This window comes from Microbacterium sp. NPDC077644 (assembly GCF_040702785.1).
GTDB lineage: Bacteria > Actinomycetota > Actinomycetes > Actinomycetales > Microbacteriaceae > Microbacterium.
Window position 1 is genome coordinate 164,971 of the sequence record NZ_JBFBME010000001.1, and the last position, 25,593, is coordinate 190,563.

The 25,593-nt window shown below is 67.8% G+C and carries 21 protein-coding genes and 2 pseudogenes; 14 read left to right on the forward strand and 9 right to left on the reverse strand.

Translation table 11 applies throughout. From position 1 onward, the window contains the following. Positions 1–10: 10 nt before the first annotated feature. Together AB0269_RS00885 and AB0269_RS00890 are read right to left on the reverse strand one after the other, a co-directional pair. Positions 11–2,206, reverse strand: a complete 2,196-nt coding sequence (locus AB0269_RS00885; protein ID WP_366209298.1) for a heavy metal translocating P-type ATPase — start codon at positions 2,204–2,206, stop codon at positions 11–13. A 37-nt stretch (positions 2,207–2,243) separates the two neighbouring features. Beyond that, positions 2,244–2,453 (reverse strand): heavy-metal-associated domain-containing protein, encoded by a 210-nt coding sequence (locus tag AB0269_RS00890; RefSeq protein WP_366209299.1) that lies wholly within the window; start codon positions 2,451–2,453, stop codon positions 2,244–2,246. Positions 2,454–2,548: 95 nt separating this feature from the next. On the opposite strand from AB0269_RS00890, the gene rraA reads away from it, so the two are divergent. Beyond that, on the forward strand, positions 2,549–3,016 hold the full coding sequence (rraA, locus tag AB0269_RS00895) for a ribonuclease E activity regulator RraA (RefSeq protein ID WP_366209300.1): 468 nt from the start codon (positions 2,549–2,551) through the stop codon (positions 3,014–3,016). 20 nt (positions 3,017–3,036) lie between these two features. Here rraA and AB0269_RS00900 read toward each other — a convergent pair whose 3' ends face one another. Further along, positions 3,037–3,705 (reverse strand): endonuclease/exonuclease/phosphatase family protein, encoded by a 669-nt coding sequence (locus tag AB0269_RS00900; protein ID WP_366209301.1) that lies wholly within the window; start codon positions 3,703–3,705, stop codon positions 3,037–3,039. A gap of 55 nt (positions 3,706–3,760) precedes the next feature. Next, positions 3,761–4,603 carry a tRNA pseudouridine(38-40) synthase TruA gene (gene truA, locus AB0269_RS00905; protein ID WP_366209303.1) on the reverse strand — a complete coding sequence of 281 codons (843 nt, stop codon included), beginning with the start codon at positions 4,601–4,603 and terminating at the stop codon, positions 3,761–3,763. 64 nt (positions 4,604–4,667) lie between these two features. Between truA and AB0269_RS00910 the strand changes: the two genes are divergently transcribed. The 4 genes from AB0269_RS00910 to glmM all read left to right on the forward strand — a co-directional run bounded on the left by AB0269_RS00910 (position 4,668) and on the right by glmM (position 9,059). Continuing rightward, a complete protein-coding gene (locus tag AB0269_RS00910; RefSeq protein WP_366209304.1) occupies positions 4,668–6,542 on the forward strand; it encodes an acyltransferase family protein in 1,875 nt (624 codons plus the stop codon). Between the two features lie 194 nt (positions 6,543–6,736). Then, positions 6,737–7,183, forward strand: coding sequence for a 50S ribosomal protein L13 (rplM, locus tag AB0269_RS00915; RefSeq protein ID WP_366209305.1), 447 nt, complete (start codon positions 6,737–6,739; stop codon positions 7,181–7,183). 26 nt (positions 7,184–7,209) lie between these two features. Then, the gene (gene rpsI, locus AB0269_RS00920; protein WP_366209306.1) at positions 7,210–7,692 is read left to right on the forward strand and encodes a 30S ribosomal protein S9; all 483 of its coding nucleotides are present in this window, start codon (positions 7,210–7,212) and stop codon (positions 7,690–7,692) included. Positions 7,693–7,700: 8 nt separating this feature from the next. Continuing rightward, positions 7,701–9,059, forward strand: coding sequence for a phosphoglucosamine mutase (gene glmM / locus AB0269_RS00925; RefSeq protein ID WP_366209307.1), 1,359 nt, complete (start codon positions 7,701–7,703; stop codon positions 9,057–9,059). 475 nt (positions 9,060–9,534) lie between these two features. On the opposite strand, the gene AB0269_RS00930 is transcribed toward glmM, so the two are convergent. From AB0269_RS00930 to rfbA, 3 genes are read right to left on the reverse strand one after another with little or no spacing between them, the layout of a single operon-like run. Then, complete coding sequence (locus AB0269_RS00930) at positions 9,535–10,941, reverse strand: bifunctional dTDP-4-dehydrorhamnose 3,5-epimerase family protein/NAD(P)-dependent oxidoreductase (protein ID WP_366209308.1); 1,407 nt, start codon at positions 10,939–10,941, stop codon at positions 9,535–9,537. Then, complete coding sequence (rfbB, locus tag AB0269_RS00935) at positions 10,941–11,936, reverse strand: dTDP-glucose 4,6-dehydratase (RefSeq protein ID WP_366209309.1); 996 nt, start codon at positions 11,934–11,936, stop codon at positions 10,941–10,943. Before rfbB ends, AB0269_RS00930 begins: the two co-directional genes overlap by 1 nt. Continuing rightward, a complete protein-coding gene (gene rfbA / locus AB0269_RS00940) occupies positions 11,933–12,805 on the reverse strand; it encodes a glucose-1-phosphate thymidylyltransferase RfbA (RefSeq protein ID WP_366209310.1) in 873 nt (290 codons plus the stop codon). The genes rfbB and rfbA overlap by 4 nt, the downstream gene beginning before the upstream one ends. Before the next feature lie 196 nt (positions 12,806–13,001). Between rfbA and AB0269_RS00945 the strand changes: the two genes are divergently transcribed. The 3 genes and pseudogenes from AB0269_RS00945 to AB0269_RS00955 all read left to right on the forward strand — a co-directional run. Next, on the forward strand, positions 13,002–14,510 hold the full coding sequence (locus AB0269_RS00945) for an AMP-binding protein (RefSeq protein ID WP_366209311.1): 1,509 nt from the start codon (positions 13,002–13,004) through the stop codon (positions 14,508–14,510). Then, positions 14,507–15,367, forward strand: a complete 861-nt coding sequence (locus tag AB0269_RS00950) for a hypothetical protein (RefSeq protein ID WP_366209312.1) — start codon at positions 14,507–14,509, stop codon at positions 15,365–15,367. Before AB0269_RS00945 ends, AB0269_RS00950 begins: the two co-directional genes overlap by 4 nt. After that, positions 15,348–15,617: pseudogene (locus AB0269_RS00955) on the forward strand (4'-phosphopantetheinyl transferase superfamily protein); the annotation flags it as partial. The gene AB0269_RS00950 and the pseudogene AB0269_RS00955, both read left to right, overlap by 20 nt. Positions 15,618–15,794: 177 nt before the next feature. Here AB0269_RS00955 and nadE read toward each other — a convergent pair. Continuing rightward, positions 15,795–16,790 carry an NAD(+) synthase gene (nadE, locus tag AB0269_RS00960; protein ID WP_366209313.1) on the reverse strand — a complete coding sequence of 332 codons (996 nt, stop codon included), beginning with the start codon at positions 16,788–16,790 and terminating at the stop codon, positions 15,795–15,797. Beyond that, on the reverse strand, positions 16,787–18,775 hold the full coding sequence (gene asnB / locus AB0269_RS00965) for an asparagine synthase (glutamine-hydrolyzing) (protein ID WP_366209314.1): 1,989 nt from the start codon (positions 18,773–18,775) through the stop codon (positions 16,787–16,789). Before asnB ends, nadE begins: the two co-directional genes overlap by 4 nt. Before the next feature lie 185 nt (positions 18,776–18,960). Between asnB and AB0269_RS00970 the strand changes: the two genes are divergently transcribed. The 6 genes and pseudogenes from AB0269_RS00970 to AB0269_RS00995 form a co-directional block, all read left to right on the forward strand. Further along, positions 18,961–19,209 (forward strand): acyl carrier protein, encoded by a 249-nt coding sequence (locus AB0269_RS00970; protein ID WP_227530676.1) that lies wholly within the window; start codon positions 18,961–18,963, stop codon positions 19,207–19,209. 19 nt (positions 19,210–19,228) lie between these two features. Then, entirely contained in the window at positions 19,229–19,834 is a 606-nt protein-coding gene (locus AB0269_RS00975) for a serine acetyltransferase (RefSeq protein WP_366209315.1), read from the forward strand. Beyond that, on the forward strand, positions 19,834–20,724 hold the full coding sequence (locus AB0269_RS00980; RefSeq protein ID WP_366209316.1) for a hypothetical protein: 891 nt from the start codon (positions 19,834–19,836) through the stop codon (positions 20,722–20,724). The genes AB0269_RS00975 and AB0269_RS00980 overlap by 1 nt, the downstream gene beginning before the upstream one ends. Then, positions 20,721–22,142 (forward strand): oligosaccharide flippase family protein, encoded by a 1,422-nt coding sequence (locus AB0269_RS00985; protein ID WP_366209317.1) that lies wholly within the window; start codon positions 20,721–20,723, stop codon positions 22,140–22,142. Before AB0269_RS00980 ends, AB0269_RS00985 begins: the two co-directional genes overlap by 4 nt. Further along, positions 22,139–23,491, forward strand: coding sequence for a glycosyltransferase (locus AB0269_RS00990; protein ID WP_366209318.1), 1,353 nt, complete (start codon positions 22,139–22,141; stop codon positions 23,489–23,491). Before AB0269_RS00985 ends, AB0269_RS00990 begins: the two co-directional genes overlap by 4 nt. Before the next feature lie 274 nt (positions 23,492–23,765). Then, a pseudogene (locus tag AB0269_RS00995) lies at positions 23,766–25,593 on the forward strand (hypothetical protein); the annotation flags it as partial.

Here is a 25,593-nt window from a genome sequence, read left to right on the forward strand (position 1 = left end):
TCGCGGACGGTCACCGGAACGCGCGCAGTCGCAGGCTGTTGCCGACGACGAAGACGCTCGAGAACGCCATGGCGGCTCCGGCGAGCATCGGGTTCAGCATCCCGAGGGCGGCGACCGGAATGGCGGCGACGTTGTAGGCGAAGGCCCAGAAGAGGTTCGTCTTGATGGTGCCGAGCGTTCGGCGCGACAGGCGGATCGCGTCGACCGCGCTGCGCAGGTCGCCGCGGACGAGCGCGATGTCGGATGCCTCGATAGCGACATCCGTGCCGGTTCCCATCGCCAGTCCCAAGTCGGACTGCGCGAGCGCCGGGGCGTCGTTGACGCCGTCGCCGACCATCGCGACCACTCGGCCCTCGGACTGCAGGCGCTGCACGACGGCGACCTTGTCCTGAGGCAGCACCTCGGCGATCACCTCGTCGATCCCGACTTCGGCGGCGATGTGACGAGCGGCGGCGGCGTTGTCGCCGGTCAGCAGGATCGGGCGGAGACCGAGTGCGCGCAGGCCTCTGATCGCTTCCGCGCTGGTGGGCTTCACGGTGTCGGCGACGACGAGGATGCCGCGGGCTGCGCCGTCCCAACCGGCGGCGACCACGGTCTTGCCCTCGCTCTCGGACCGCTCCTTCGCGACCGCGACCTCGGGGGAGAGCGCCAGGCCCCAGTCGGCGAGCAGCGACTCGCGGCCGACGACGATGCTGTGGCCGTCTGCGACGCCCTGCACGCCCTTGCCCTCGACGTTCGTGAAGTCGGTGACGGCCGGGAGCTGGGTGGATGCCGCGGCGATCGCCTTCGCGATGGGATGCTCGGACGCGTGCTCGACCGCTCCGGCCAGTCGCACGAGCTCCGCGGCATCCACGCCGTCCTCGGCGATGACGCCTGTGAGGGCCATGCGACCGGATGTGACCGTGCCCGTCTTGTCGAGGACGACAGTGTCGACCTTGCGCGTGGACTCGAGGACCTCGGGCCCCTTGATGAGGATGCCCAGCTGTGCGCCGCGGCCGGTGCCGACCAGCAGGGCGGTGGGTGTCGCGAGCCCGAGCGCGCACGGGCAGGCGATCACGAGCACGGCGACGGCGGCGGTGAAGGCCGCGGACAACCCGAATCCGGCGACGATCCAGCCGACGAGAGCCGCGAGCGCGATCACGAGGACGATCGGGACGAAGACGCCCGAGATGCGGTCCGCCAGGCGCTGCACCTCGGCCTTGCCGGTCTGCGCGTCCTCCACCAGCTGCGCCATCTGCGCGAGCTGAGTGTCCGCGCCGATCCTCGTCGCGCGCACGATCAGGCGGCCGCTGGCGTTCACGGTGGCGCCGGTGACGGCATCCCCCTCGCCGACCTCGACGGGGACGGACTCACCTGTGAGCATCGAGGCGTCGACGGCCGAATGTCCCTCGACGACGACGCCGTCGGTGGCGATCTTCTCGCCCGGGCGCACGACGAACTCGTCGCCGACCCGCAGCTGCTCGATCGGGATCAGGGCCTCGACCCCGTCGCGCACCACCGACACGTCCTTCGCGCCGAGCTCGAGGAGCGCGCGCAGCGCCGACCCCGCCTGACGCTTGGCCCGCTTCTCGAAATACCGCCCGGCCAGGATGAACATCGTCACCCCGGCTGCGACCTCGAGGTAGATGTTCGACGCACCGTCGGAGCGCGACAGGGTGAACGCGAACGGGTGGGTCATGCCCGGCATCCCAGCGGTTCCGAAGAACAGCGCGTACAGCGACCAGCCGAACGCGGCGATCGTGCCCATCGAGATCAGGGTGTCCATGGTCGCCGCGCCGTGACGCAGGTTCGTCAACGCGGCGCGATGGAACGGCCAGCCGCCCCACACGATCACCGGCGCAGCCAGCGCGAGCGACGCCCACTGCCAGTACGTGAACTGCAGCGCCGGGATCATCGCCATGAGGATCACCGGTACGGCGAGGGCGATCGAGATGAACAGACGCTGGCGGAGTGAGCGCAGTTCGGGGTCGTCGGTCTCTTCCGTCGCAGCCGGTTTCGTGGCGGGCAGCTGCGCGGAGTACCCGGCCTTCTCGACCTCGTCGATGAGCAGCGCCGTGTCGAAGTCGGCGGGCGCGGTGACCTTCGCCTTCTCGGTCGCGTAGTTGACCGTCGCCTCGATGCCCTCGAGCTTGTTCAGCTTGCGCTCGATGCGCGTCGCGCACGAGGCGCAGGTCATGCCGCCGATCTCGAGTTCGACGCTGGTCATGGTGCTTCTTTCCGGGGTTGCGTTTCTGGAGTTCGGGTCAGGCGCGGACGGCGGAGTATCCGGCCTCGTCGACGGCCGCGAGCACCGCTGCATCGTCGAGGGGAGCGGATGCTGTCACGACGAGCCTGCCGGTCTGTGCGCTGACCTCGATCTGGTCGACGCCGGCGATCTGGCCGACCTCTTCGCGGACCGACATCTCGCAGTGGCCGCAGGTCATACCGGTCACCTGGTACTCGATGGTGCTCATGGGATCTTCCTTTCGTTCCTCGGACTCAACCATAGTACCCCCTAGGGGTATTCCCGTCGACCGGTGCCGAAGTGCTCCCGTGCAAGGATGGCCACATGACTCAAGCGACCGCAGACCTCTACGACGAGTTCGGTGACGACCTCCAGTCGGTGCCGATGCAGTTCCGCGACTTCGGCGGCCGGGCGGCGTTCCAGGGGGCGATCCGCACGATCCGCTGCCTCGAGGACAACGCGCTCGTGAAGTCGACTCTCGCGACAGCGGGCGACGGCGCCGTGCTCGTGATCGACGGCTCAGGATCGCTGAACACCGCGCTCATGGGCGACATGATCGCCGAGTCCGCCGTCGCGAACGGCTGGGCGGGCGTCGTGATCCACGGCGCGATCCGCGACAGCGTCGCTATCGGCGGCCTCGATCTCGGAGTCAAGGCGCTCGGCACGAACCCGCGCAAGAGTGCCAAGCTCGGCGCCGGAGAGATCGACGTCGACCTCGAGTTCGGGGGAGTGGTCTTCGCGGTGGGCAAGCGCCTCTACGCCGACGAGGACGGCATCCTCGTCGAGCGCTGACCCGACCGCACCCGCGGCGCTCAGGCGACGTCGGCGGTGACGAGGATCGGACGGTGGTCGCTCGACCGCTGCGGCAGGGTCTCGATGCGGTCGATCGTGAATCCGTCCGAGGTCGCGAAGTCGTAGTGACCCTTGAACACGCGGTACCGCGTGTAGGTGCGCTCGTCGCTCAGCGTCAGTGCGTACCCGTGGTCGCGCACGGTCTGCCCGAGGTTCTCCTTGAAGACCGGGTAGTTGTAGTCGCCGACCATGAGGATGGGAAGGCCCGGCCCCATCATCTCGAGTTCGGTCAGGGCCGCGCGGATCTGGGTGCGGCGCAGCGAGTTGAGTGCCGTCAGCGGCGCGGCGTGGAACGACGCGACGATGAGTTCTTTGCCGTTGTCGATGTCGAGCAGTCGCACACCGAGAACGCGCTCGTGGGCGGGCTTGAGCATCATGTCGTGCAGCGACTTCTTGAGGCCGATCGTGCGGATGTCCTGCAGGCGGAACAGGTTCGTCCGGTAGTAGAGCGCAAGACCGAGGCGATTCCCCTGGGTGGCGTCGGCGAGGGTCAAGCCGCCGATCTCGTCGGGGAGGGCGGAGACGTCGCACTCCTGCAGGCACAGCAGATCGGGCCCGTGCTGTTCGACGAGCTCCTCGAGCTCGGTCGCGGCCCGATGCTTGCGCAGGTTGTAGGAGATGACCTTCATCATCGCCACGCTACTGCGCCCACCTGAGCCTGTGGTGTCGATTCTGTGAACTCGTCTACTCGGAGTCCCGCCGCGCCCGCGTCTGCTCGGCGCGTGCGGCGAGCAGATCGTCGGCCGGGTACCCCACCTCGGTGAGCGTCAGTCCGCGCGCGGCGAGCACCTTGAACTCGCTCGTGCGCTGCAGGGCATCGCGCAGAACGACGAGATCTCCCTCGCCGAGACGTCCTTCGCCCACGGCAGCGCACGCCCCGACCAGCGCGCGGACCATGCTGTGGCAGAACGCATCGGCCTTGACCTCGGCGATGAGGACGCCGTCGGTATCCCGCGTCCACCGGTAGTCCAGGAGCGTGCGGATCGTCGTCGCCTCCTCGCGGGCCTTGCAGTAGGCGGCGAAGTCGTGCAGGCCGATGAGGGAGCGCGCCGCGGCATCCATGGCCCGAACATCCAGCGAACCGCGGATGCTCGTGGTGTCGAGGCGCCGTGCCGGATCGAACCCGGCCGCATCGTCGGCCAGCCGGTACCGGTAGCGTCGCCAGACCGCGGAGAAGCGCGCATCGAAGCCCCCCGGAGCGAGCGACGACCGATGCACGGTGGCGTCGGGGTAGGCGCCGAGGACCCCGCGCATGCGGGCGGCGATCGATCCTGCGGGATCCGTGGCTGCTCGCCCGTGGCGCGCCTCGACGCGAGCCCACTGCGTCTCGTCCAGGTCGACGTGCGCGACCTGGCCGGAGGCGTGCACCCCGGCATCCGTCCGCCCGGCGACGACGAACTGCACATCTGACCCGACGATCCGCGCGAGAGCCGCCTCGAGCGTGCCCTGAACCGTCCTCAAGCCGGGCTGCTTCGCCCACCCGCGGAAGTTCGTGCCGTCGTAGGCGATGTCCAAGCGGATTCTCACGTGCCCAGCCTAATCTGGAGCTTTGACTTCGCCCGGCTGCGAGCCGCGGCGCGACTCACGAGACATGCAGAACCAGACGACATCGACGCGATTCGCGGGCCTCGACGGCCTGCGCGCGGTGGCCGTGACCCTGGTGGTCGTCTACCACCTGTTCCCCGGACTGCCGCTCGTCGGCGGATTCGTCGGCGTCGACGTGTTCTTCGTGATCAGCGGGTTCCTCATCACCTCGCTGCTGCTCCGCCCGTCCCGGCTCGGGCGGCTGGGCTCGCCCCGCCGGCTCGTCGACTTCTGGCGACGGCGGGCGCGCCGGCTGCTGCCGGCGCTGGCCGTCGTGGTCACGGTGTGCGCGACAGCCGCATGGATGCTCGGTGGCGACCTGCTCGTCGGCATGGGGCGCCAAGTGCTGGGCGCTGCGACCTTCAGTTACAACTGGCTGGCCGTCGCAGACGGCACCGACTACTTCGCCGCGACCGCGCCGGAGCTGTTCCGCAACTTCTGGTCGCTCGCGGTGGAGGAGCAGTTCTATGTCGTGTGGCCGCTGCTGCTGCCGCTCGTGCTGCTGATCCCCGGCCGTTGGGCGCGTGTCGCGCTCGTGCTCGTCGCCGGCGGCGGTTCGGCGTGGTGGATGGCGCAGCTCGTCGCAGGAGGCGAGGTCACGCGCGCGTACTTCGGCACGGACGCGCACGCGTTCGGGCTGCTGATCGGCATCGCGCTGGCGCTGGCCACCGCGAACATGCCGGAGCGGGCATGGACGAGCTCGCGCCCGGCGCGCGCGGGTTCTCTGATCATCGGACTGCTGGGGATCGGTGCGATCGTCGCGGCCGCTCTGATGCCGGAGAGTCAGGAGGCCGGGACGTTCCCCGGCACGCTGCTGCTCGCCGGCGGCGGGTCGGTGCTCGCGATCTTCGCCGGCGTGCTCCCCGGGTCGTGGTTCGGCCGTGCGCTCGACGTGCAGCCGCTGAAGTGGGTCGGTGATCGCTCGTACGGCATCTACCTGTGGCACTGGCCTGTGCTCGTCCTGACGCTCGTGGCCACGCAGGGATTCGGACCCGAGGCGGGCGTTCCGGCGTGGGCGGGGGCGACGGCGCTCGTGCTGTCGGTGGGTGCGGCGGCGGTGTCGTACCGGTTCGTGGAGGCTCCGTTCCGCCGCTACGGGTTCCGACACGCGCTGCGCGGGCTCGGCCGCCGGATCGCGGGCGGCCCGGTGAGCAGGTTCGTCGGCGTCGGCGCACTGGTGGTCGCGCTCGTCGCGGTCGGCGGCACGACCGCCGCGATCGTGAACGCGCCGCACACGACCACCGCAGCGGCGGCGATCGGGCGCGGAGAGGATGCGCTGAAGTCGGCCGAGACCCCCGTGCCCGACCCCGTGCCGGAGAAGATCGCGGTCCCGGAGGGCAGGGAGATCACCGCGGTCGGCGACTCGGTGATGCTCGCGTCCGCGCCGTCATTGCTCGAGGAGTTCCCAGGGATCGAGGTCGATGCCGAGGTATCGCGTTCGGTGTGGGCGGGGCCCGAGATCCTGCAGAGCCTGGAGGACTCGGGAGCCCTTCGGCAGAACGTCGTCGTCGCGCTCGGCACGAACGGACCGGTCGACGACGATGTGCTCGAGCAGATGTCGCGGATCGCCGGACCCGACCGCAACCTCATCCTCGTCAACGCGCATGCGCCGCGCGACTGGATCCCCGGCGTGAACGCCGAGCTCGACACCTTCGCCGCACGGCACCGGCACGTCTGGGTGGCGGACTGGTCAGGAGACATCGCACCTCACGAGGACCTGCTCGCCGGCGACGGCATCCATCCCGGCAAGGCCGGGGGAGACGTGTTCGCGCGGTCCGTCGAGATCGCGCTCGAGCAGATCGAGAAGGACCGCATCCGTGCCGAGAAGGACTTCGACAAGGCGCCGACCGGCCGCGCCCCGCGCATTCCGTTCCCGGAGTAGGCCGCGCGGCCGCAGGGCGATTGGCGGACGCGCGCCGGATGCCGTAAGCTATCGCTTTGGTGCCGACTGCGTGCACCGCGAACGTGAGCCCTCCACTGGCGTGTTCCGCTTCGACAGCTCAGCGAGTGTCGAAGAGAACCACCCCGGAGTGGGATTCACGAACCTCTCCGTTCGATCAAGAAAGCAGCACTATTGTGACGCGCACATACACCCCGAAGACCGGGCAGGTCCAGCGTGACTGGGTCGTCATCGACGCCACCGACGTCGTGCTCGGCCGCCTGGCCTCGCACGCCGCAGCGCTCCTGCGCGGCAAGCACAAGCCGACCTTCGCCAACCACGTCGACACCGGCGACTTCGTCGTCATCATCAACGCCGACAAGGTCGCCCTGACCGGCCAGAAGCTCCAGAAGAAGATGGCCTACCGCCACTCGGGCTACCCGGGCGGCCTCACAGCGACGAGCTACTCCGAGCTCCTCGAGAAGAACCCGGTCCGCGCTGTCGAGAAGGCCGTCCGCGGCATGCTCCCCAAGAACAGCCTCGGCCGCCAGCAGCTGTCGAAGCTCAAGGTCTACACGGGTGCCGAGCACCCGCACGCCGCGCAGCAGCCGACGCCGTACACCCTCGACCAGGTCGCCCAGTAAGCGCCGCAACGACTAAGGACATACTCGTGGCTGACATCGAAACCACCGAAACCCCGCAGAACTACTCGACCTCCACCCCGGAGAGCGCTGCGACCGAGACGGCTCCCCGTCCGGTTCTGAACGTCTCCGGCGCTGCCGTCGGTCGCCGCAAGCAGGCCATCGCCCGCGTGCGCGTGATCCCCGGCTCGGGCACCATCACGGTCAACGGCCGTACGCTCGAGGACTACTTCCCGAACAAGCTGCACCAGCAGCTGATCAACGACCCGTTCAAGGTCCTGAACCTCGAGGGCGCGTACGACGTCATCGCCCGCATCTCGGGCGGCGGCGACTCGGGCCAGGCCGGAGCCCTGCGCCTCGGCATCGCCCGTGCGCTCAACGGCATCGACGTCGAGAACAACCGCCCGACCCTGAAGAAGGCCGGCTTCCTCTCGCGCGACGCTCGCGTCATCGAGCGCAAGAAGGCCGGTCTCAAGAAGGCCCGCAAGGCGCCTCAGTACTCGAAGCGCTGATCCCGCGGATGCCGCTCTTCGGCACGGACGGCGTGCGAGGACTTGCCAACGGCATCCTCACCGCCGATCTCGCGCTCACCCTGGCCCAGGCGACTGCTGTCGTCCTGGGCCAGGGCCGCACCGCAGAGGCGCGCAAGGCGCAGGGCAAGCGGCTCTCAGCCGTCGTCGCCCGCGACCCGCGCGTCTCGGGTGAGTTCCTCGTGGCCGCCGTTTCGGCCGGCCTCGCGGCCTCCGGCGTCGATGTCCTCGACGCCGGTGTGATCCCCACCCCGGCCCTGGCGTTCCTCGTCGGCGACCACGACGCCGACTTCGGCGTGATGGTCTCGGCGTCGCACAACCCGGCGCACGACAACGGGATCAAGATCTTCGCCCGCGGCGGTGTGAAGCTCCCCGACATCGTCGAGGAGCGGATCGAGGCCGCGATGGCAGGGGAGAAGCTGCTCCCCACCGGCTCCGGCGTCGGGCGCATCGAGCGCTTCTCCGATGCTGAGGACCGCTACAAGCTCCACCTTCTCGGCTCGCTGCCGCACCGACTCGACGGCATCCACGTCGTCCTCGACTGCGCGCACGGCGCAGCATCCGGGGTGTCGCCCGAGACCTTCAAGGATGCCGGCGCGACCGTCACCGTGATCGGCGCGGACCCCGACGGCCTGAACATCAACGACGGCGTCGGCTCCACCCACCTCGACAACCTGGCCGAGGCTGTCGTCCGCCTGGGCGCGGACGTCGGGATCGCCCACGACGGCGACGCCGACCGCTGCCTGGCCGTCGACGCCGAGGGCAATGTGATCGACGGAGACCAGATCATGGCGATCCTCGCGGTGGCCATGAAGGAGCGCGGTCACCTCGTCGAGGACACGCTCGTCGCCACGGTCATGAGCAACCTCGGACTGCACATGGCGATGCGCGAGAACGGCATCGCCGTGCGCCAGACCGCCGTGGGCGATCGCTACGTTCTCGAAGACATGAACCAGGGCGGCTTCTCCCTCGGCGGAGAGCAGTCCGGCCACGTCATCATGAGCGAGTACGCGACGACGGGTGACGGTGTTCTCACCGGCCTCCACCTGGTCGCCGAGATGGCGCACAAGAAGAAGTCCCTCGCGGAACTCGCCGCCGTGATGACCGTCTATCCGCAGGTGCTCGTCAACGTGCGCGGCGTCGACAAGGACCGCGTCGCGGACGATGCGGGCGTGCAGGATGCCGTCGCCGCTGTCGAGCGCGAGCTCGGAGACTCCGGTCGGGTCCTGCTGCGCAAGTCCGGGACCGAGCCGCTCGTCCGGGTCATGGTCGAGGCCGCGGATGCGGAATCCGCTCAGGCATACGCCGACAGGTTGGCCGGTGTGGTCAAGGAGCGGCTGGCGCTTTAACCTGCGCTGATCGGGAAGAAACGCGTATCGTATACCAAGCGGTGCGCTCTCTCCGACAGGTGAAGATCACGGAAATGTAACGAGTCCTTCTCGTGATCTTGTTGGTGCTCGGGCGCGCGAATATGCTTACCGCACTTGCACCGAACGTAATCCGAACGTCGGGGCAGGCGGGGACGGAATGCCGCGGGCCTTTCCTGGGGAGGCACCGAGCGCGTTCCTGAACCATCAGGGTTTTGGGGACCCCTGGGGGAGAAAAGACGTGGGTTTGTTGGCTTCGCGCAGGGCGCGCGTCGTCGCGGTCGGCCTGCTGGCCGGACGTTGAGGAGAACAGGTCGCGACAGCGGCAGTTCTCGTCAGCACCAGCGGTCGAGGAGGAGCATCATCGGGGAGAGCAGCGCACGACGTTGCAGGATCCTCCCGGCGATCGAGGCGCCTCCGGCCAGCGGCTCACGATCTGCCCGTCGAACGCATGCGGTCAGCGTGCGCGTCCGAGTTCTTCGACGTAGTCGCGCAGCGCGCTGTCGGCGTCGGTCGGTGTGAATCCTGTTCGGGTGATCTTGTCGAGGTCGAGGGTGCTGTTGTGGGGCCGTGGTGCGGTGGGCCCTGGAGTGTTCGCGTAGTAGGCGTCGGTGGTGACGGGTGTGATGCGGGCGGGGTCGTGGCCGAGGTGCTGGTAGACGTCGCGGGCGATGTCGGCCCAGGTTCGTGCGGGTCCGGTTCCGGTGAGGTTGTAGGTGCCGTGCGGTGCGCCGGTGGCGAGCAGGTGGCGGATGCCGGCGGCGATGTCGCTCGTGAAGGTGAGTCGTCCGTGCTGGTCGTCGATGACGGTGGGGTCGATGCCGCGTTCGGCGAGGTTTGCCATGGTGCGGACGAAGTTGTGGCCGTCGCCGATGACCCAGGATGTGCGGATGATGTAGTGGCGCGGTGTGGTCGCTACGGCGAGGTCGCCGGCGGCTTTGGTCTGCCCGTAGACGCCGAGCGGGCTGACGGGTGCGTCCTCGGTGTAAGCGCCTTCGCTGGTGCCGTCGTGGACGTAGTCGCTGGAGATGTGCACGAGGGTGATGCCGTGTTCGGTGGCGATGCGGGCGAGCGCAGCCGGGGCTGCGGCGTTGACAGCCCAGGCGGCCCGGCGTCCTTCGGGGGTTTCGGCGGTGTCGACGGCGGTGTAGGCGGCGGCGTTGATGATGGTGCCGTAGTCGCGCCAGCGACGTGAGTCCGTGAGGCCGGGGCTGGTGATGTCGAGGTCGGTGCGGGTGGCGTACTCGATGTGCGACGCGTCACCGAATTCGGCGCGCAGGGCCCGGCCGAGCTGTCCGTCCGCGCCGGTGATGAGGATTTTCCGCGGCGGGACCGGCGTGACGTCCGCGAGCCGCGGGTGCGTCGTGTCCTTCTCCGAGATCTCCACGTCCCCGAGCGGAATCGGCCACTCGATGGCGGCGGTCTCGTCGGCGAGGTTCAGATTCGCGTAGCGGGCGTCCGGCGACCAGTGATCGTTGACCAGGTACGTGTACGCGGTGTTCGGTTCGAGCGTCTGGTACGAGTTGCCGACGCCGCGGGGCACGAAGATCGCCCGTGACGGGTCGATCTCAGCCGTGAAGACCGTGCCGAACGTCGGGCCCTCCCGCAGATCGACCCAGGCGCCGAAGATCCGCCCGGTCGCGACCGAGACGAACTTGTCCCACGGTTCGGCATGGATGCCGCGGGTCGTACCTGCCGCGTCATTGAACGAGATGTTGTTCTGCACCGGACCGAAATCCGGCAGCCCTGCCGCGACCATCTTCTCCCGCTGCCAGTTCTCCTTGAACCAGCCACGCGAGTCGCCGTGCACGGGAAGGTCGAGCAGGAGCAGCCCGGGGATCGAGGTCTGGGTGACCGACACCATCACTGGCCCTTTCCGGCGTAGAACGCCTCGGTGGCGTCCTTGGCCGGAGCCCACCAGTCCTCATTGTCGCGGTACCAGTCGATCGTGGCTGCGAGTCCCCCTTCGAAGTCCCCGAACCGCGGTGCCCAACCCAACTCGCTGCGCAGTTTCGACGAGTCGATCGCGTACCGCAGGTCGTGCCCGGCCCGGTCGGCGACGTGGTCGTAGGCATCGGCGGGCTGTCCCATCAGCGTGAGGATCAACTCGACCACGTCCCGATTGCTGCGTTCCCCGTCCGCCCCGATGAGGTACGTCTCCCCGATCCGGCCCTTCTCGAGGATCGTCAGCACAGCGGACGAGTGGTCATCGGCGTGGATCCAGTCGCGCACGTTCGCGCCCGCCCCGTAGAGTTTGGGTCGGATGCCGCGGATCACGTTCGTGATCTGCCTCGGGATGAACTTCTCCACGTGCTGGTAGGGGCCGTAGTTGTTCGAACAATTGGAGATCGTCGCCCGGACCCCGAACGACCGCACCCACGCCCGCACGAGCAGATCCGAACCCGCCTTCGTCGACGAGTACGGCGACGACGGGTTGTACGGCGTCGTCTCGGTGAACCGGGCCGGATCATCCAGTTCCAGATCCCCGTACACCTCATCCGTGGAGATGTGATGGAACCTGGTGCCGTGCCTGCGCGCGGCCTCCAGCAGCGTGTACGTGCCGATGATGTTCGTGTCCAGGAACGGGCGCGGATCATCCAGCGAATTGTCGTTGTGCGACTCCGCCGCGTAATGCACCACCGCATCCGCCCCGGCGAACAACTCCTCCACCAGCGCCGCATCCGTGATGTCGCCGCGCACGAACCGCACCCGCTCCGACGGCAGACCCGCCAGCGACGCGCGGTTCCCCGCGTACGTCAGGGCATCCAGCACCGTCACCGTGTGATCGGTGTGCTCGACGATGTGATGGACGAAGTTCGACCCGATGAACCCCGCACCCCCGGTCACGAGCAGTCTCATCGCTCGCCCCGCTCCAGCAGTCCCAGCAGGTACCGGCCGTAGCCGGACTTCACCAGCGTCTCGGCCCGCGCACGCAGCCCTTCATTGCTGAGGAACCCCTTCCGCCACGCGACCTCCTCCGGCACACCGATCTTCATGCCCGTCCGGCGTTCCATCGTCCGCACATAGTCGGCGGCATCCGTCATCTGGTCGAACGTCCCGGTGTCCAGCCACGCCGTCCCCCGCGGCAGCACCTCCACCTGAAGCTTCCCGCGCTGAAGGTACTCCCGGTTCACGTCCGTGATCTCGTACTCGCCGCGCGCACTCGGCCGCAGCCCCCGCGCGATCTCGACCACATCGTTGTCGTAGAAGTACAGCCCCGGCACCGCGTAGTTGCTCTTCGGAACGTCCGGCTTCTCCTCCAACGACACCGCAGCACCGGCATCATCGAACTCCACCACCCCGTACGCGGCCGGCTCCGCGACCCAGTACGCGAAGATCGCCCCGCCGTCGATGCCCGAGAAGCGGCACAACTGCGTTCCCAGCCCCGGCCCGTACAGCAGATTATCGCCCAGCACGAGCGCCACAGCATCCGACCCGATGAAGTCCGCACCGATCGTGAACGCCTGTGCCAGACCGTCCGGCGACGCCTGCTGAGCGAACCGGATGCTGATCCCGAACTGCGATCCATCACCGAGCAGCCGCTCGAAATGCGCCGCGTCATGCGGCGTCGTGATCACCAGCACCTCGTCGATCCCCGCAAGCATCAACGTCGACAACGGGTAGTACACCATCGGCTTGTCGTACACCGGAACCAGCTGCTTCGACACACCCAGCGTGATCGGATGCAGACGCGTGCCGGAACCGCCCGCGAGAATGATCCCCTTCATGAGAACTCCCCAGTCTCATATTCGCGCTCCCCAGCGCGTACTCCCAGAGCGAAGCGGCTTCCCCGAGCCGGTCCGCACGGCACAGCGTAGCGGATGCCGCATGCCGGCGACAGTGCCCAGGCTTACGCTCCGGCGTGACCGGGCGTATCATCTGGTCGTGAACGGCCCTTTGGGGATCGGGCCGACTGGGGGAGACATGAATACTGCGCAGTATCTGCTGAGCACGGGTGAGGACCACAGACCCGTGTTCGTCGATGGGGACCGGACGTACAGTTATGCCGAGCTGCGCGGTGCCGTCGCGAAGGCCGGCACGCAGCTGGAGGAGTTGGAACTGCCTCTCGGGGCTGCTGTCGCTCTCGCCGCGCCGAACAGCTTCTTCTGGATCGCGGCGTATCTCGCCATCATGGCCGCAGGGCTCGTCTGCGTGCCGATGCCGTCCGTTCTCGCGCCGGACGAGTTCCGTGCTCGCCTGCGATTCGCCGGATGCCGTGCAGTCCTGTTCGGCGGTTCGGAGGCACGGCGGATCGGGCCGCTGGCGGACGTCGCGGTGCTCGACAGTACGATTCTCGACGATGCTTCCCGCGGAGATGATCGCGGGGGCGGCCTGGAGATCCGCGAGGTCGACGACGACGAGGACGCTGCGTATCTGTTCACCTCGGGGACGACGGCGGCGCCTCGTGTGGTGCGCATCACGCATCGCAATATCCGTGCGAACACCGAATCGATCCTCGGCTATGCGGGCATCGCCGGCGATGACCGGATGCTGGTGGTCCTGCCGTTCTCGTATGTGTTCGGCGCTTCGCTGCTGCACACGCATCTGCGTGCCGGAGCGTGCCTGGTGAACCAGCCGTCGTTCGTCTATCTGGAGTCGGTCGTGGAGCGCCTCGCCGCGCAGCGTTGCACTGCGATCGCCGGAGTGCCGTCGAACTTCCACGCGCTCATGCGCAACAGCTCCTTCGGCACACGCGAACTGCCCGACCTCCGCACGGTCCAGCAGGCGGGAGGGCGGATGTCCCCTGCGATCGTCGACGAGATCCGCGCGGCGCACCCTGGTGCACGTCTGCTCGTCATGTACGGGCAGACCGAGGCGACCGCGCGGCTGTCGTATCTGCCTCCGGAGGACCTCGACGCGCACGCAGGATCGATCGGACGCGGCATCCCGGGCGTGACCCTGCGCGTGGTCGATGAGCAGGGCGCCGATGTCGCTCCCGGAGGAGTGGGCGAGATCTGGGCGACGGGGGAGAACATCTCGCCCGGCTATCTGCTCGACGAGCAGCGCACGGCCGAGAAGATGCCGGGCGGGACGCTGCGCACCGGAGACCTGGCCATGATCGACGCCGACGGCTACATCTACGTGGTCGACCGCGCAGAGGACTTCATCAAGTCGTGGGGGATCCGCATCGCCAGCCAGGACGTGGAGTCGGCGGTGATGGAGCTGCCGGAGGTGATCTCGGTGGCGGCCGTCGGCGTCCCGCACGCCGTGGCGGGTGAGGCCGTAGCCGTGGCCGTCGTCATGCGTCCCGATTCCGATCTGGATGCCGCGCGTCTGATTGCGCACTGCCGTACGCGGCTGCCCAAGCATATGGTGCCGGAACTCGTCGCGTTCGTCGAGCAGCTGCCGCTGAACAGCAGCGGCAAGGTCGTCAAGCGCGAGGTCCGCGATCGGCTGCGCGATCTTGCGGAAGATCGGAGCGTGCCGGCATGACCACGTCGGAGCGCACGGGTACCAGGTGGCCGGCGAAGCGCAGATGGCGCTGGGCGGTGACATCGGCGGCGCTGCTCGCGCTCGCCGGGATCGGAGTGTGGTTCATGGTTCCCAGGCCCGCGGAGGCGGTCGCCGTGACTGAGCCGACGAGCGGTCAGCTCGATGCGTTCACCGAGACGAGTGTGCTGTTCGGCCACCAGTCCGTCGGCATGAACGTCCTCGACGGTGTCGAGAACGTCTATCGGGATGCCGGTCGTGAACCCCCGCAGATCGTCGAGGCATCGGACAGTCCGGGCGGCGCGGCGATCGTGCACGCCTATGTCGGCGCCAACGGAGATCCGCACGGCAAGTTCGCCGCCTTCCGCGATCTCGTCGATGGGCCGGCTGGGGATGCCGCAGCGATTGCGCTCGTCAAGCTCTGCTACACCGACATCACAGCATCCACTGATGCCGAGGCCGTGTTCGCCGAGTACACCGCGCTGATGGCAGACCTGGAGAGACGCCACCCTGACATCGCATTCCTGTACGCGACGGTGCCGCTGACCACAGACCGTAGCTGGCGGGCGAACCTCAAGGCGCTGTTCGGCTCGGACGACCAGATGGGGCCGGCTGACAACCAGGCACGCGAGCGGTACAACACCTTGATCCGAGAGGAGTACGCGGCGAGCGGGCGGCTGTTCGACATCGCCGCGGTCGAGGCCACGATGGAGACCGATCCCGCTGTGCGCACCGGTGACGAGGCGGAGTATCACGTGCTGAACACCGCGCTGAGCTCCGATGCAGGGCACCTGAACGACGTCGGTGGTCGTATCGCTGCGGCAGAACTGATCCGGATCGTTGCCGACCTCCGCTCCTGAGACGATCATCCGCGGGATCGGTATCGATCTCGTGGACGTGGCGCGCGTCGAGCGAATCATCAGGGCGGGCAGCGGTTCATTCGCGACGCGGTGGTTCTCCGAACGGGAACGGGTGGATGCCGGGCGCTCCAGCGATGCCGCGCACGAGCTGGGAGCGCGCTTCGCCGTGAAGGAGGCGACGTGGAAGGCGCTGGGCGTCTCGCGCGCGGGGGACCCGGTGCCGTGGGCCCGCATCAGCACGGCGCGCGCCGTGACAGCTCGGGGCTGCTCCGGTTGGTCTGTGACGCTGACCGGTTGGCTTGCGCAGCGAGCGGCGGATGCCGGGGTGACGCGGCTCGTCTGCCTGTCGGCGGTCGTCGAAGGAGTAGCCGTCGCGGTAGCTCAAGCTGTCGCCGCCGGTGACTCCGCCGACGGCGTGCGAGCGGTCTCAGGTGAGATCGAGGTGCTCGACCTCGCCCACGGGGGTGATGAGGACCGGGGCCTCGTGCAGGTAGGCGGTGCTGCGCCGCTTCTGCTCGATGTCGCGGAACACGCGCTCGACCTGCTCTGCGCTCAGATCCGCCGCCTGCGCGACGGCCTCGGCGCCGATGCCGTGGTTGAGGCCGAACAGGCAGAGGTCCATGAGCGCGTAGGGGAGTGAGAAGTAGAACTCCTCCTGCGACTGCGGCATCGAGTACGTGTCGGTGGTGGGCTGGCGCGTTCGGATCGACTCGGGGACGCCGAGGTACGCCGCCAGCGCGTACACCTGGGTCTTGTAGAGGTGGGCGATCGGCTTGATGTCGGCCGCTCCGTCGCCGAGCTTGACGAAGAACCCCTGGTCGTACTCCAGGCGGTTCGGCGTGCCGGCGACGGCGTAGTTCAGCCGGTCGGCGTGGTAGTACTCCAGCATCTTGCGCGTGCGCTGCTTGAAGTTGGATGCTGCGACGATCTCGAGATACGCGGATGCCGTGAGGCGCGCGCTGACCTGTTCGCCGTCCGGCGACTGCGCGACCACGGAGAACAGCCGGAGCGCGTCGGAGTCGATGACGCTGGGCAGCACGATCTTCGACGCCCAGCCCGGGCCGTACTCGGGGATGACCGAGCGGATCGCATCGTCACGGCGCTGGTAGCACCCGGCGGCGGTGAGGATCGGCGTGATGTTCTCCTCAGCGGAGTCGACTCCCAGCGCGTCGGTCAGCTCGGTGCTGTACGAGATCGTGTTCTCTGACGACTCCTGCTCGGGCAGGTGCAGGGCGAGTACGCGTTCTGGCCCGAGGGCGCGAACGCTCAGCGCCGCGACCACGCTCGAGTCGATGCCGCCCGAGACGGCGACGACGAGGCCCTTGCGTCTCGAGGCCGAGAGATAGCGGCGGATGCGCTCGCCGATGCGCTCGGTCTCGGCTTCTTCGTCGATCGCGAGGCTCTCCGTGCTGAATTCGGTCATGTCCACTCCCCAGGTAGATTCCCACTCGTCCGGTCGAAGGTCACGACCGGTCGCGGCGGCAGCGGCTCCGGCGCACGCCAGTCGCGCACGAGCATCCGGTGCAGCAGCTGCATCGTGAGCACGCCCATGACCCGCATGTTGTCGGTGTTCCCCATCCCGCGTCCCTCAGCCCGGCGCCCCTTCTGCATCAGAAGCTCCACCGCGCGGGGGTTCCAGATGCCCGCCGCAACGATCTCGCCGGGCGAGGTCGCATCGGCCACCCAGTCGGGGGCATCAGTCAAGAAGATACTCGACGCGTCCGGTGCGCGATAGGGCTGCTTCGGCCGATCGATGATCTCGGCGGGGATGAGATCGGCGAAGGCGCGCTTGAGCAGGTGCTTCTCGTCGAGACCATGCAGCTTGTGCTCGGCGGGAGCGGCGGCGGCGATGTCGAAGACGCGATGGTCGAGGAACGGGAATCGCCCCTCCACGGAGTTCGCCATCAGCATTCGGTCCCCTTGGGACGAGAGCAGGTATCCCGACAGCAGCGTTCGTATCTCCAGCCACTGCGCACGGGAGAGCGGATCCCAGTGGGCGGCGCCGGCGGGCATGTCGGCGAGGATGCGGTCGGCCGACCCGCTCGCGCGGCGGTCGGGATGCAGCATGGATGCGATGGATGCCGTCGTCTCCCAGCGCGTGCGGTGCGAGACGCCGAGGTCGTCTGGGGCGAAGGGGCGGTTGAAGAAGCTCTGGGCGAACGCGGGCACCTGTCCGGGCGAGCGTCGCATCCACGGGTACAGCTGCTCTGTCAGCTCGGCGCGCACCGCGGCATCCGGTTCCTCCGCCATGAGGGCCCGCACCTTGGCCTCGCGGAAGATGTCGTACCCGGCGAGCACCTCATCGGCTCCCTCGCCGGTGACGACGACCTTGTACCCCTCGTCTCGTACGAGCTGCGAGAGCAGCATCATCGGCGCGGGTGCCGAGCGCAGGAACGCGCTCTCGGCGTGCCATACCGCTCGGGGCAGTGCCTCGGCGATGTCTTCCCCCGTGACGGCGAGTTCGCGATGAACGGTGCCCAGGCGCTGCCGCATCAGCCGCTGGTAGTGGCCCTCGTCGTACTCGGCGTCGGTGAAGCGCAGTGAGAACGTGTGCATATCGGCATCGGCGAACTCGGCGATGACCGCTGCCGTGACCGCTGAGTCGATGCCGCCGGAAAGGTAGGCGCCGACGGGGACGTCGCTGCGCTGGAACCGCAGCCGGGTCGCGTCGATGACCGCCTCGCGAAGACGCTCGGTGTTGTGCTGGAGGTCGCGAGCCGGTTCCGCGCCGCGGTCGGGAAACGCCGGCTCCCAGTACATGTGCGATGTGACGCCGTGCTCGTCGATTTGCAGATACGTGCCGGGGACGACCTGCCGGATGCCGGCGAACAGCGTCTGCGGTGCGATCGGCGACCAGGCTGTGAGAAGGTCGTCGATCCCATCGCGGTCGAGTTCGCGGGTGACCGTCAGGTCGCTGAACAGCGATTTGATCTCCGACGCGAACAGCACCCTGCTGCCGGAGCGGGTGTAGTACAGCGGCTGGATGCCGTAGCGATCGCGCGACAGGATCAGCTCGCGCGCACGGCGATCCCACAGGGCGATGGCCCATTGTCCGTTGAAGCGGCGGAAGCAGTCCGGACCCCACTCCTCCCAGGCATGCACGATCACTTCGGTGTCGCTGGCTGTACGGAACCGGTGACCCCGGCTGCGCAGCTCGTCGGCGAGTTCGACGTAGTTGAAGATCTCGCCGTTGAACACCAGCCAGACCCGTTCGTGCTCGCCGGTCATCGGCTGGACGCCGCCGTCGACGTCGATGATCGCCAGGCGGGTGTGCCCGAGAGCCGTGGTGTCGTCGCGGAAGTATCCGCTGCCGTCGGGGCCGCGATGGGCGATCGCGGTCATCATCCGCAGGATGAGGTCCGGTGGGGTCGTAGTGACGGGGTCGAAGACCCCGCAGATCCCGCACATGTCAGTGCCCCACCGGCGACGCGAAGATTCGTGCCCGCATTGCGTCGTTCATGGAGTATCCTTCTGGCTGTGCGGGCACGGCGTCTGGCCGATGCTAAGCACAATAGAGCACGCGGGTCTGGGGACACGAGGGTCGATCATCACGGGGAAGATCGGCTCGCACCGCGATGGGGATAGGGGAAATCATGCTCACGATCGATGGGCGCATCGAAGAATTCATTCTGAACAGCTTCCTGTTCGGAGACAGCGGACGGATGCCGTCTCGGCAGGAATCGCTGCTGCAGTCCGGCGTGATCGATTCGACGGGGGTGCTCGAGCTCATCGAGTTCCTCGAGAGCGAGTTCGACGTTCGCGTCGAGGACACCGAGTCGGTTCCCGAGAACCTCGACTCGATCGAGAACCTCATCCGGTTCGTCTCGGTGAAGACCGCCTGAGGGCGCGTCTGACGTCGCGATGTCGACGACGATTGCGGCGGGACCTCTCGCCGCCGATACGACACGGATGTTCGCGAGCCTGCTCGACGGCGCTCGGACGCCGCTCGGGCGCAAGCTCGCGTTCGTGATCTCGAACTCGGAGCTGCACAGCGTCGCGTGCTATCGGTTCGGCCGATTCGCGGCACGCGTGCGCAGTCGATCCGCGTTCGCGGGGCTCGTGCTCACCGTCGCCCACCGGGTCTGGAACCGTTGGATCACGCATCTGCATCACTGCGAGATCTCTCCGTACGCGGAGATCGGTCGGGGGTTCCTGCTCATGCACCGCACCGGCGTCATCATCGGCGGCGCGAAGATCGGCAGGAACGTCGTGATCCACCAGAACGTGACGATCGGGCAGCGAGTCGCCGGCGGTGACCAGGGGCTCCCCGTGATCGGCGACGACGTGTGGATCGGCCCGGGCGCTGTGATCACGGGAGCGATCCGGATCGGCGACGGGGCGACGGTCTCGGCCGGGGCTGTGCTGTCGCGCGATGTGCCGGCGCATGCCCTCGTCGCCGGGGTGCCGGGGCGCGTGGTGGCGCAGAACTACGACAACAGGGCGATGCTCGGGTCGCTGGTGAGCTGATGAGCATCGAATCGCGAGCGCGGAAGCATCCCAGTGCGAAGATCGCGGCGCTGCTTGCGGCTGTGCTCGTGCTGGTGGGGTGCACCGGCGACATAGAGGCCGCGGGGACAGGCGCGTCGGCCGAATCGGTGCCGGAACCGTCGGCGCCCCAGGCATCGGTCGAGCCGAACTCAGTGGCGACGCCGGATCCGTTGCCCGAACTCGATGCTGTCGGACTGGAGTCGCTGCGGCAGGTACGGATTTTTTTCGCTCATCGTTCGGTGGGCGGGAACATCGTCGAGGACGGCTTCCCGGCCGTGTACCGGCGGTTGGAGCTCGAGCCGCCGCGCGTGGATGTGGGGCTCCCCGCGACCGAGGGCGGCTTCGGCGACCACTGGCTCGATCAGACCGAGGACCCGCAGTCCAAGCTGCGCGACTTCGATCGCTGGATGCGCATCGAAGGAGTCGGCGCGAACGCCGACATCGCGGTCATGAAACTCGGCTACGTCGACGTCGTGGCGGACACCGATGTGCAGCACCTCTTCGACTCCTATCGTTCGATGATGGATCGGCTCGAATCCGACTACCCGCAGGTCGCGTTCCTGCACGTCACGGTCTCGGTCACGGGATGGCAGCCGGAGAACAACGCCGCCATCGAGCGGTTCAACACGCTCATGAGGGATCACTACGGGTCGACCGGTCGGCTGTACGACCTGGCCTCTGTCGTGTCGACATGCGCGGACGGAGGCTCCGAGACGCGGGAGACCGAAGAAGGAGATCCGTATCACAGCATCTGCGATGAGTACACAAGCGATGGTGGACATCTCAACGAGCTCGGCGCGACGATCGCGGCGGACGGACTACTGCGGCTGCTCGTCGCTGCCGCTGCAGAGCGTGAGGATTCACGATGACCGGTACTGAGCAGTCTCTGAAGATGACCGCGGCTCGCGGCGCGGCGTGGAGCGCTGTCAGCTCGATCGTTCTGCGGCTGGGAAGCCTCGTCGTCGGGATCGTACTCGCCCGGCTGCTGACGCCTGAGCAATTCGGAGTGTATGCCGTCGCGCTCACTGTGCAGTCGGTCCTGTCTACAGTCTCAGACCTCGGCCTGTCGTCGGACTTGATCCGGTCGGAGGAACCGGAGAAGATCGCACCGACCATCGCGACGCTCGGGCTCGTGAGCGGCGCGACGATGACGCTTGTAACGGCTGCCACGAGTACCTCGGTGGCGGGGCTGCTGGGAAGCCCGGAGGCAGCGCCCGCCATCTCGGTCCTCGCTTTCACCCTCGTGCTCGGAAGCATCAGTCTCGTGCCGTATTCGATGCTGATGCGTCGATTCCAGCAGCGGGCGATGTTCCTGGTGGGAGCGGTGGACTTCGTCGTGTCGACCACGGTCACCCTCGTCCTGATCTTCTTCGGCTTCGGGGTGATGGGACTGGCACTGGGGCGCGTCGCCGCGCAGGTCGTGTCGTCGACGATGCAGTTCTTCCTCGCACGCGTGCGTCCGCGCTATGGTCTGGATCGCACACGGCTCAAGCCGATCCTTGCGTTCGGCGTTCCGATCGCGACGGCCAACCTGCTCGCGTGGGGACTGCTGAACGTCGACAACGTGATCCTGGCGAGGATGGTCGGGGTAACGGCTCTCGGGTACTACGTGCTCGCGTTCAACATCTCGAGCTGGCCGATGAATGCTCTCTCGCAGAGTGTGCGCGCAATCTCCATGCCGTACTTCTCCCGCGCTGACGGCCCGTCCGGCGGACTGGCCACGGTCGTCGCGATCGGCTGGGCCGGTGCGCTGCCGGCGGGTGGCGTCCTCGCCGTGCTGAGCGCCCCGCTGATCAGCGTGCTGTACGGGGACAGATGGCTTGCAGCAGCCCCCGTGCTCGCAGCGCTCGGGATATATGGTGCGCTGCGGGTGGTCTTCGATATCTTCACCGGATTCCTCTATGCGCGAGGACGCGCCCAACCGGTGCTGTGGATCCAGGTGATATGGCTGATCACGCTTGTGATGGGCATGATCGTCGCGACCGGATCGTACGGAATCGTCGGCGCAGGGTGGGTCCACGTCATCGTCGCGGCGGCTGTCGTTCTCCCCGCCTACCTGATCGTCCTGCGTCAGAGCGGCGTCCGCGTGATGCCGCTCATCCGCCGATCGCTGTGGCCAACGGCTGCGGCGATCCCCGCGATCGTCGCAGCCGTTGTGTGCCACACGTTCATCGATCATGACCTCCTCGCGCTCCTGATCGGCGGTCTCGCGGCCGTCGCGGTGTACGCCGGGCTGGTCTGGCCGTGGGCATGGCGGGAATGGCGACGGATACGGCCGGTGCGATGAACGAGCTGCGAAACGCGATGTTCGCGGCGTTGGGGCTGCGAGCAGCCGATGTCGCTCTGCGTGCGCTTACTGTGGCCACCGACGCCGTGCCGGCGAAGTATCGGTTCGGGCACTGGAATCGGCTGCTCGCAGCGTTGGCGCTCAGAGACGGCCTGCCCATCGTGGAGAAGCGGGCTGCCGGCGAGCGTCGGCTGGGCGCAGCCGTTGCGACCGGGGCCGGTGAGCCGATATCGTGCATGATTCTGGCGGGCGATCTCGACACGGGTGGGATAGAGACGGTCGTCGCGACCCTCGCCCCAGGGCTGGCATCGATGGGGTTCGACGTCGAGGTGGTCTGCTCGTCCGGCGGACGCGTGCAGCGGATGCTCGAGAACGACGGCCTGCACGTGTCGTTCGTGTCGCATGATCGGATCGGAGAGCATATCGCGCGACGCCGGCCGGACGTCGTCCAGCTGCACCGGCTCGACCCGACGCTGATGCGGTCGCTCGCGCCGTGGCGTTCCCGCACGGTTCCCGTATTCCACGCCATGGAGTCGTACCTGACCCCGGCTGTGTGGGGTGAAGTCACTCGGATGCTGCACGATGCCCCCGCGAGCGTCGCCGTGAGCACATCGGTGCGTGACTACTTCGAGGAGCGCACGGGTGTGACGGCGCTTGTCGTCGAGAACGGTGTTCCTCCTGCTGAGACGATCGACGAACAGCAGCACGCCACCGCGCGCTCCGCGATCGGGAGGGCGCTCGGTCGCGAATTCGGCGGCGAGGACGTCATCGTGCTGGGACTCCAGCGGTTCAGCGAGCAGAAGAACCCGACAGGTCTCGTCGATGCCTTCCTGCTCGCGGCCGAACAGGATCCGCGACTGCAGCTGGTCGTGGCAGGCGCGCCCAACAGCTGGTTGGAGGTGCGTCGTGCGGACATCATCCGCCGACGGCATCCGAACGGCGACCGGGTGCACTTCCTCGGCGATTCGGATTCCTCGACCCTTTTCCAGGGTGCGGATGTCTTCGCGCTGGATTCGTTCTCGGAGGGCGGACCGATCGCGGCGGTGGAAGCGGTCGCGCACGGCTTGCCGATCGTCGTGACGGAAGTCGGATTCGCCCGCGAGCTCGTCGACGTCTGCGGCCCGCGGGGCGTGCTGGTCGTCCGAGCGAACGAGGATGTCAGTGAGAGCGCGATGGCGCGTCAGCGCCGGATGCGTCATCAGAGGAATCGCCGAGCGTTCTCGGAGGGGATCCTGCGGGTCGCCGCGCACTCCGTCCGCGCGACACAGGGAGTACCGGAGCGCTTCACCGAGGAGAATATGGTGCGCAGGCACGCCGACATCCTGCGTTCGGTGGGCTCGCGGATCTAGCGGCGGAGCGCCCGTCGTGCCATACTCGGAGCAGGTTCGGATCTGGGGTCCGTGCCGATACTGGGGTCGTGCGCTCAGGCGTACGCGCAATGCATTGGGGAATGCAGTGTTCAAGCATGCGAATCGATCGATTCTGGGGATCGCCACCGCTGCCGTGCTCACGCTCGCAGCGCTCGTGGTTCCGACGTCTGCTTCTGCGGCGGATTGCGAGACGACAGTCGCGACCATAGTGGCTCATCAGGATGACGACATCCTGTTCATGAATCCCGATCTGATGACCGACATCGATGCCGGTGCATGCGTGGTCACCGTCTTCCTGACCGCAGGCGACGACGGTCGCGAGGCGGACTACTGGCAGGGCCGCGAGCGCGGCTCCCAGGCCGCCTACAACACGATGCTCGGCCTGTCGTCTGATGCGGCATGGCAAGCGAGCACGGCAACGTTCGCGGGGCGGTCTGTGGCGGTGTCGACGAGCCCGGATGCCGGTTCGATCACCGAGGTGTATCTTCGGCTCCCGGATGGCGGCGTCTTCGGCGAGGGGTACCCGATCAGAGGGAGGCAGTCGCTTTCCCAGTTGTGGGAGGGCGAGCTGGATCAGATGACTGCTGTCGACTCCGGCGTCCCGTACACGCGTCAGGGACTCATCGACACGATCGCCGCGATCGTCGACACGTATGCGCCCAACACGGTGCGGGTGCAGGATTCCCGGTCGGGCCAGTACGACCATGCTGACCACATCTCAGGCGCGCGTTTCGCACTGGCGGCCCTTGACGGGTTCGGCGGAGACATCGTCTCGTATCGCGGATACAGCTCGCAGACCGAGCAGGTGAACGTCTCCGGTGATGCGTTGGCGGCGAAGACGGCGGCCATCCGCAGCTATGCGGCGCATGACCACCTTCTCTGCAACGAGTCGGTGTGCCCGAGTGGCGACGCGGCGTTGTGGACCGAGCGTCAGTACACGGCTCCCATCCCAGAGCTTGAGGTCGGCGTGCCGGGTCCCGCCGCGTACGACGGGCCGAACGTGGCGCGCAATGCGCGAGTACTCGCATCGTCGGAGGCGTCGGGGCAGGCGGCGACGCAGGCGATCGACGCTGTGGTCGACGGCTACCCCGGCGACTGGTCGGCTGAGTGGGCTACCCGATCCGAAGGAGCCGGCGCTTGGCTGACGCTCTCGTGGTCGTCGGCCCAGACGATAGATCGGGTGTATCTGTACGACCGGCCGAACGAGTCGGATCGGATCACAGGGGGAGTGCTGACCTTCTCCGATGGCTCCACCGTGACGGTGCCCGCCCTCGTCAACGACGGCTCGGCCACCGTCATCACGTTCGCTGCCCGAAACACGACGTCACTGAAGTTCACGGTGTCGTCGGTTTCGGCAGGCACAGGCAATGTCGGGCTCGCCGAGCTCGAGGCGTACAACGGCGATGTCGCACCGGATCCGGGAACGGAGCCCGAGCCAGACCCCGAACCCGAACCCGACCCGGATCCGATCCCGGTGCAGGAGGGCGTGCCCGGGCCAGCGGCGTACGACGGTCCCAATGTGGCGCGGAACGCATGGGTATCGGCATCGTCGCAGGCGTCCGGCCAGTCTGCGACGCAGGCTATCGACAGTGTCATCGACGGGTACCCCGGCGACGCCTCTGCGGAATGGTCGAGTCACTATCAGGGGCTTGGCGCCTGGCTGTTGCTGTCGTGGTCCTCCGCGCAGACCATCGACCGGGTCTACCTTTACGATCGTCCCAACGCGTCCGACCAAGTCACCAGCGGCGTACTGACGTTCTCCGATGGATCGACGGTGCCTGTGCCCGCGCTGAGCGACGACGGATCGGCGACGGTGGTGACGTTCCGGTCGCGGGCGACTACGGCTTTGCGCTTCACGGTCTCGTCGGTCTCCGAGAGCACGCGCAATGTCGGACTCGCCGAGATCGAGGCTTACAACGGAGATGTCGCACCGGGCCCGGAGCCCGATCCCGATCCTGAGCCGGAGCCCGCACCGGTGCAGGTAGGTGTGCCGGGGCCGGCGGCGTATGACGGCCCGAATGTGGCGCGGAATGCGTGGGTGTCCGCGTCGTCGCAGGCATCGGGGCAGGCCGCGACGCAGG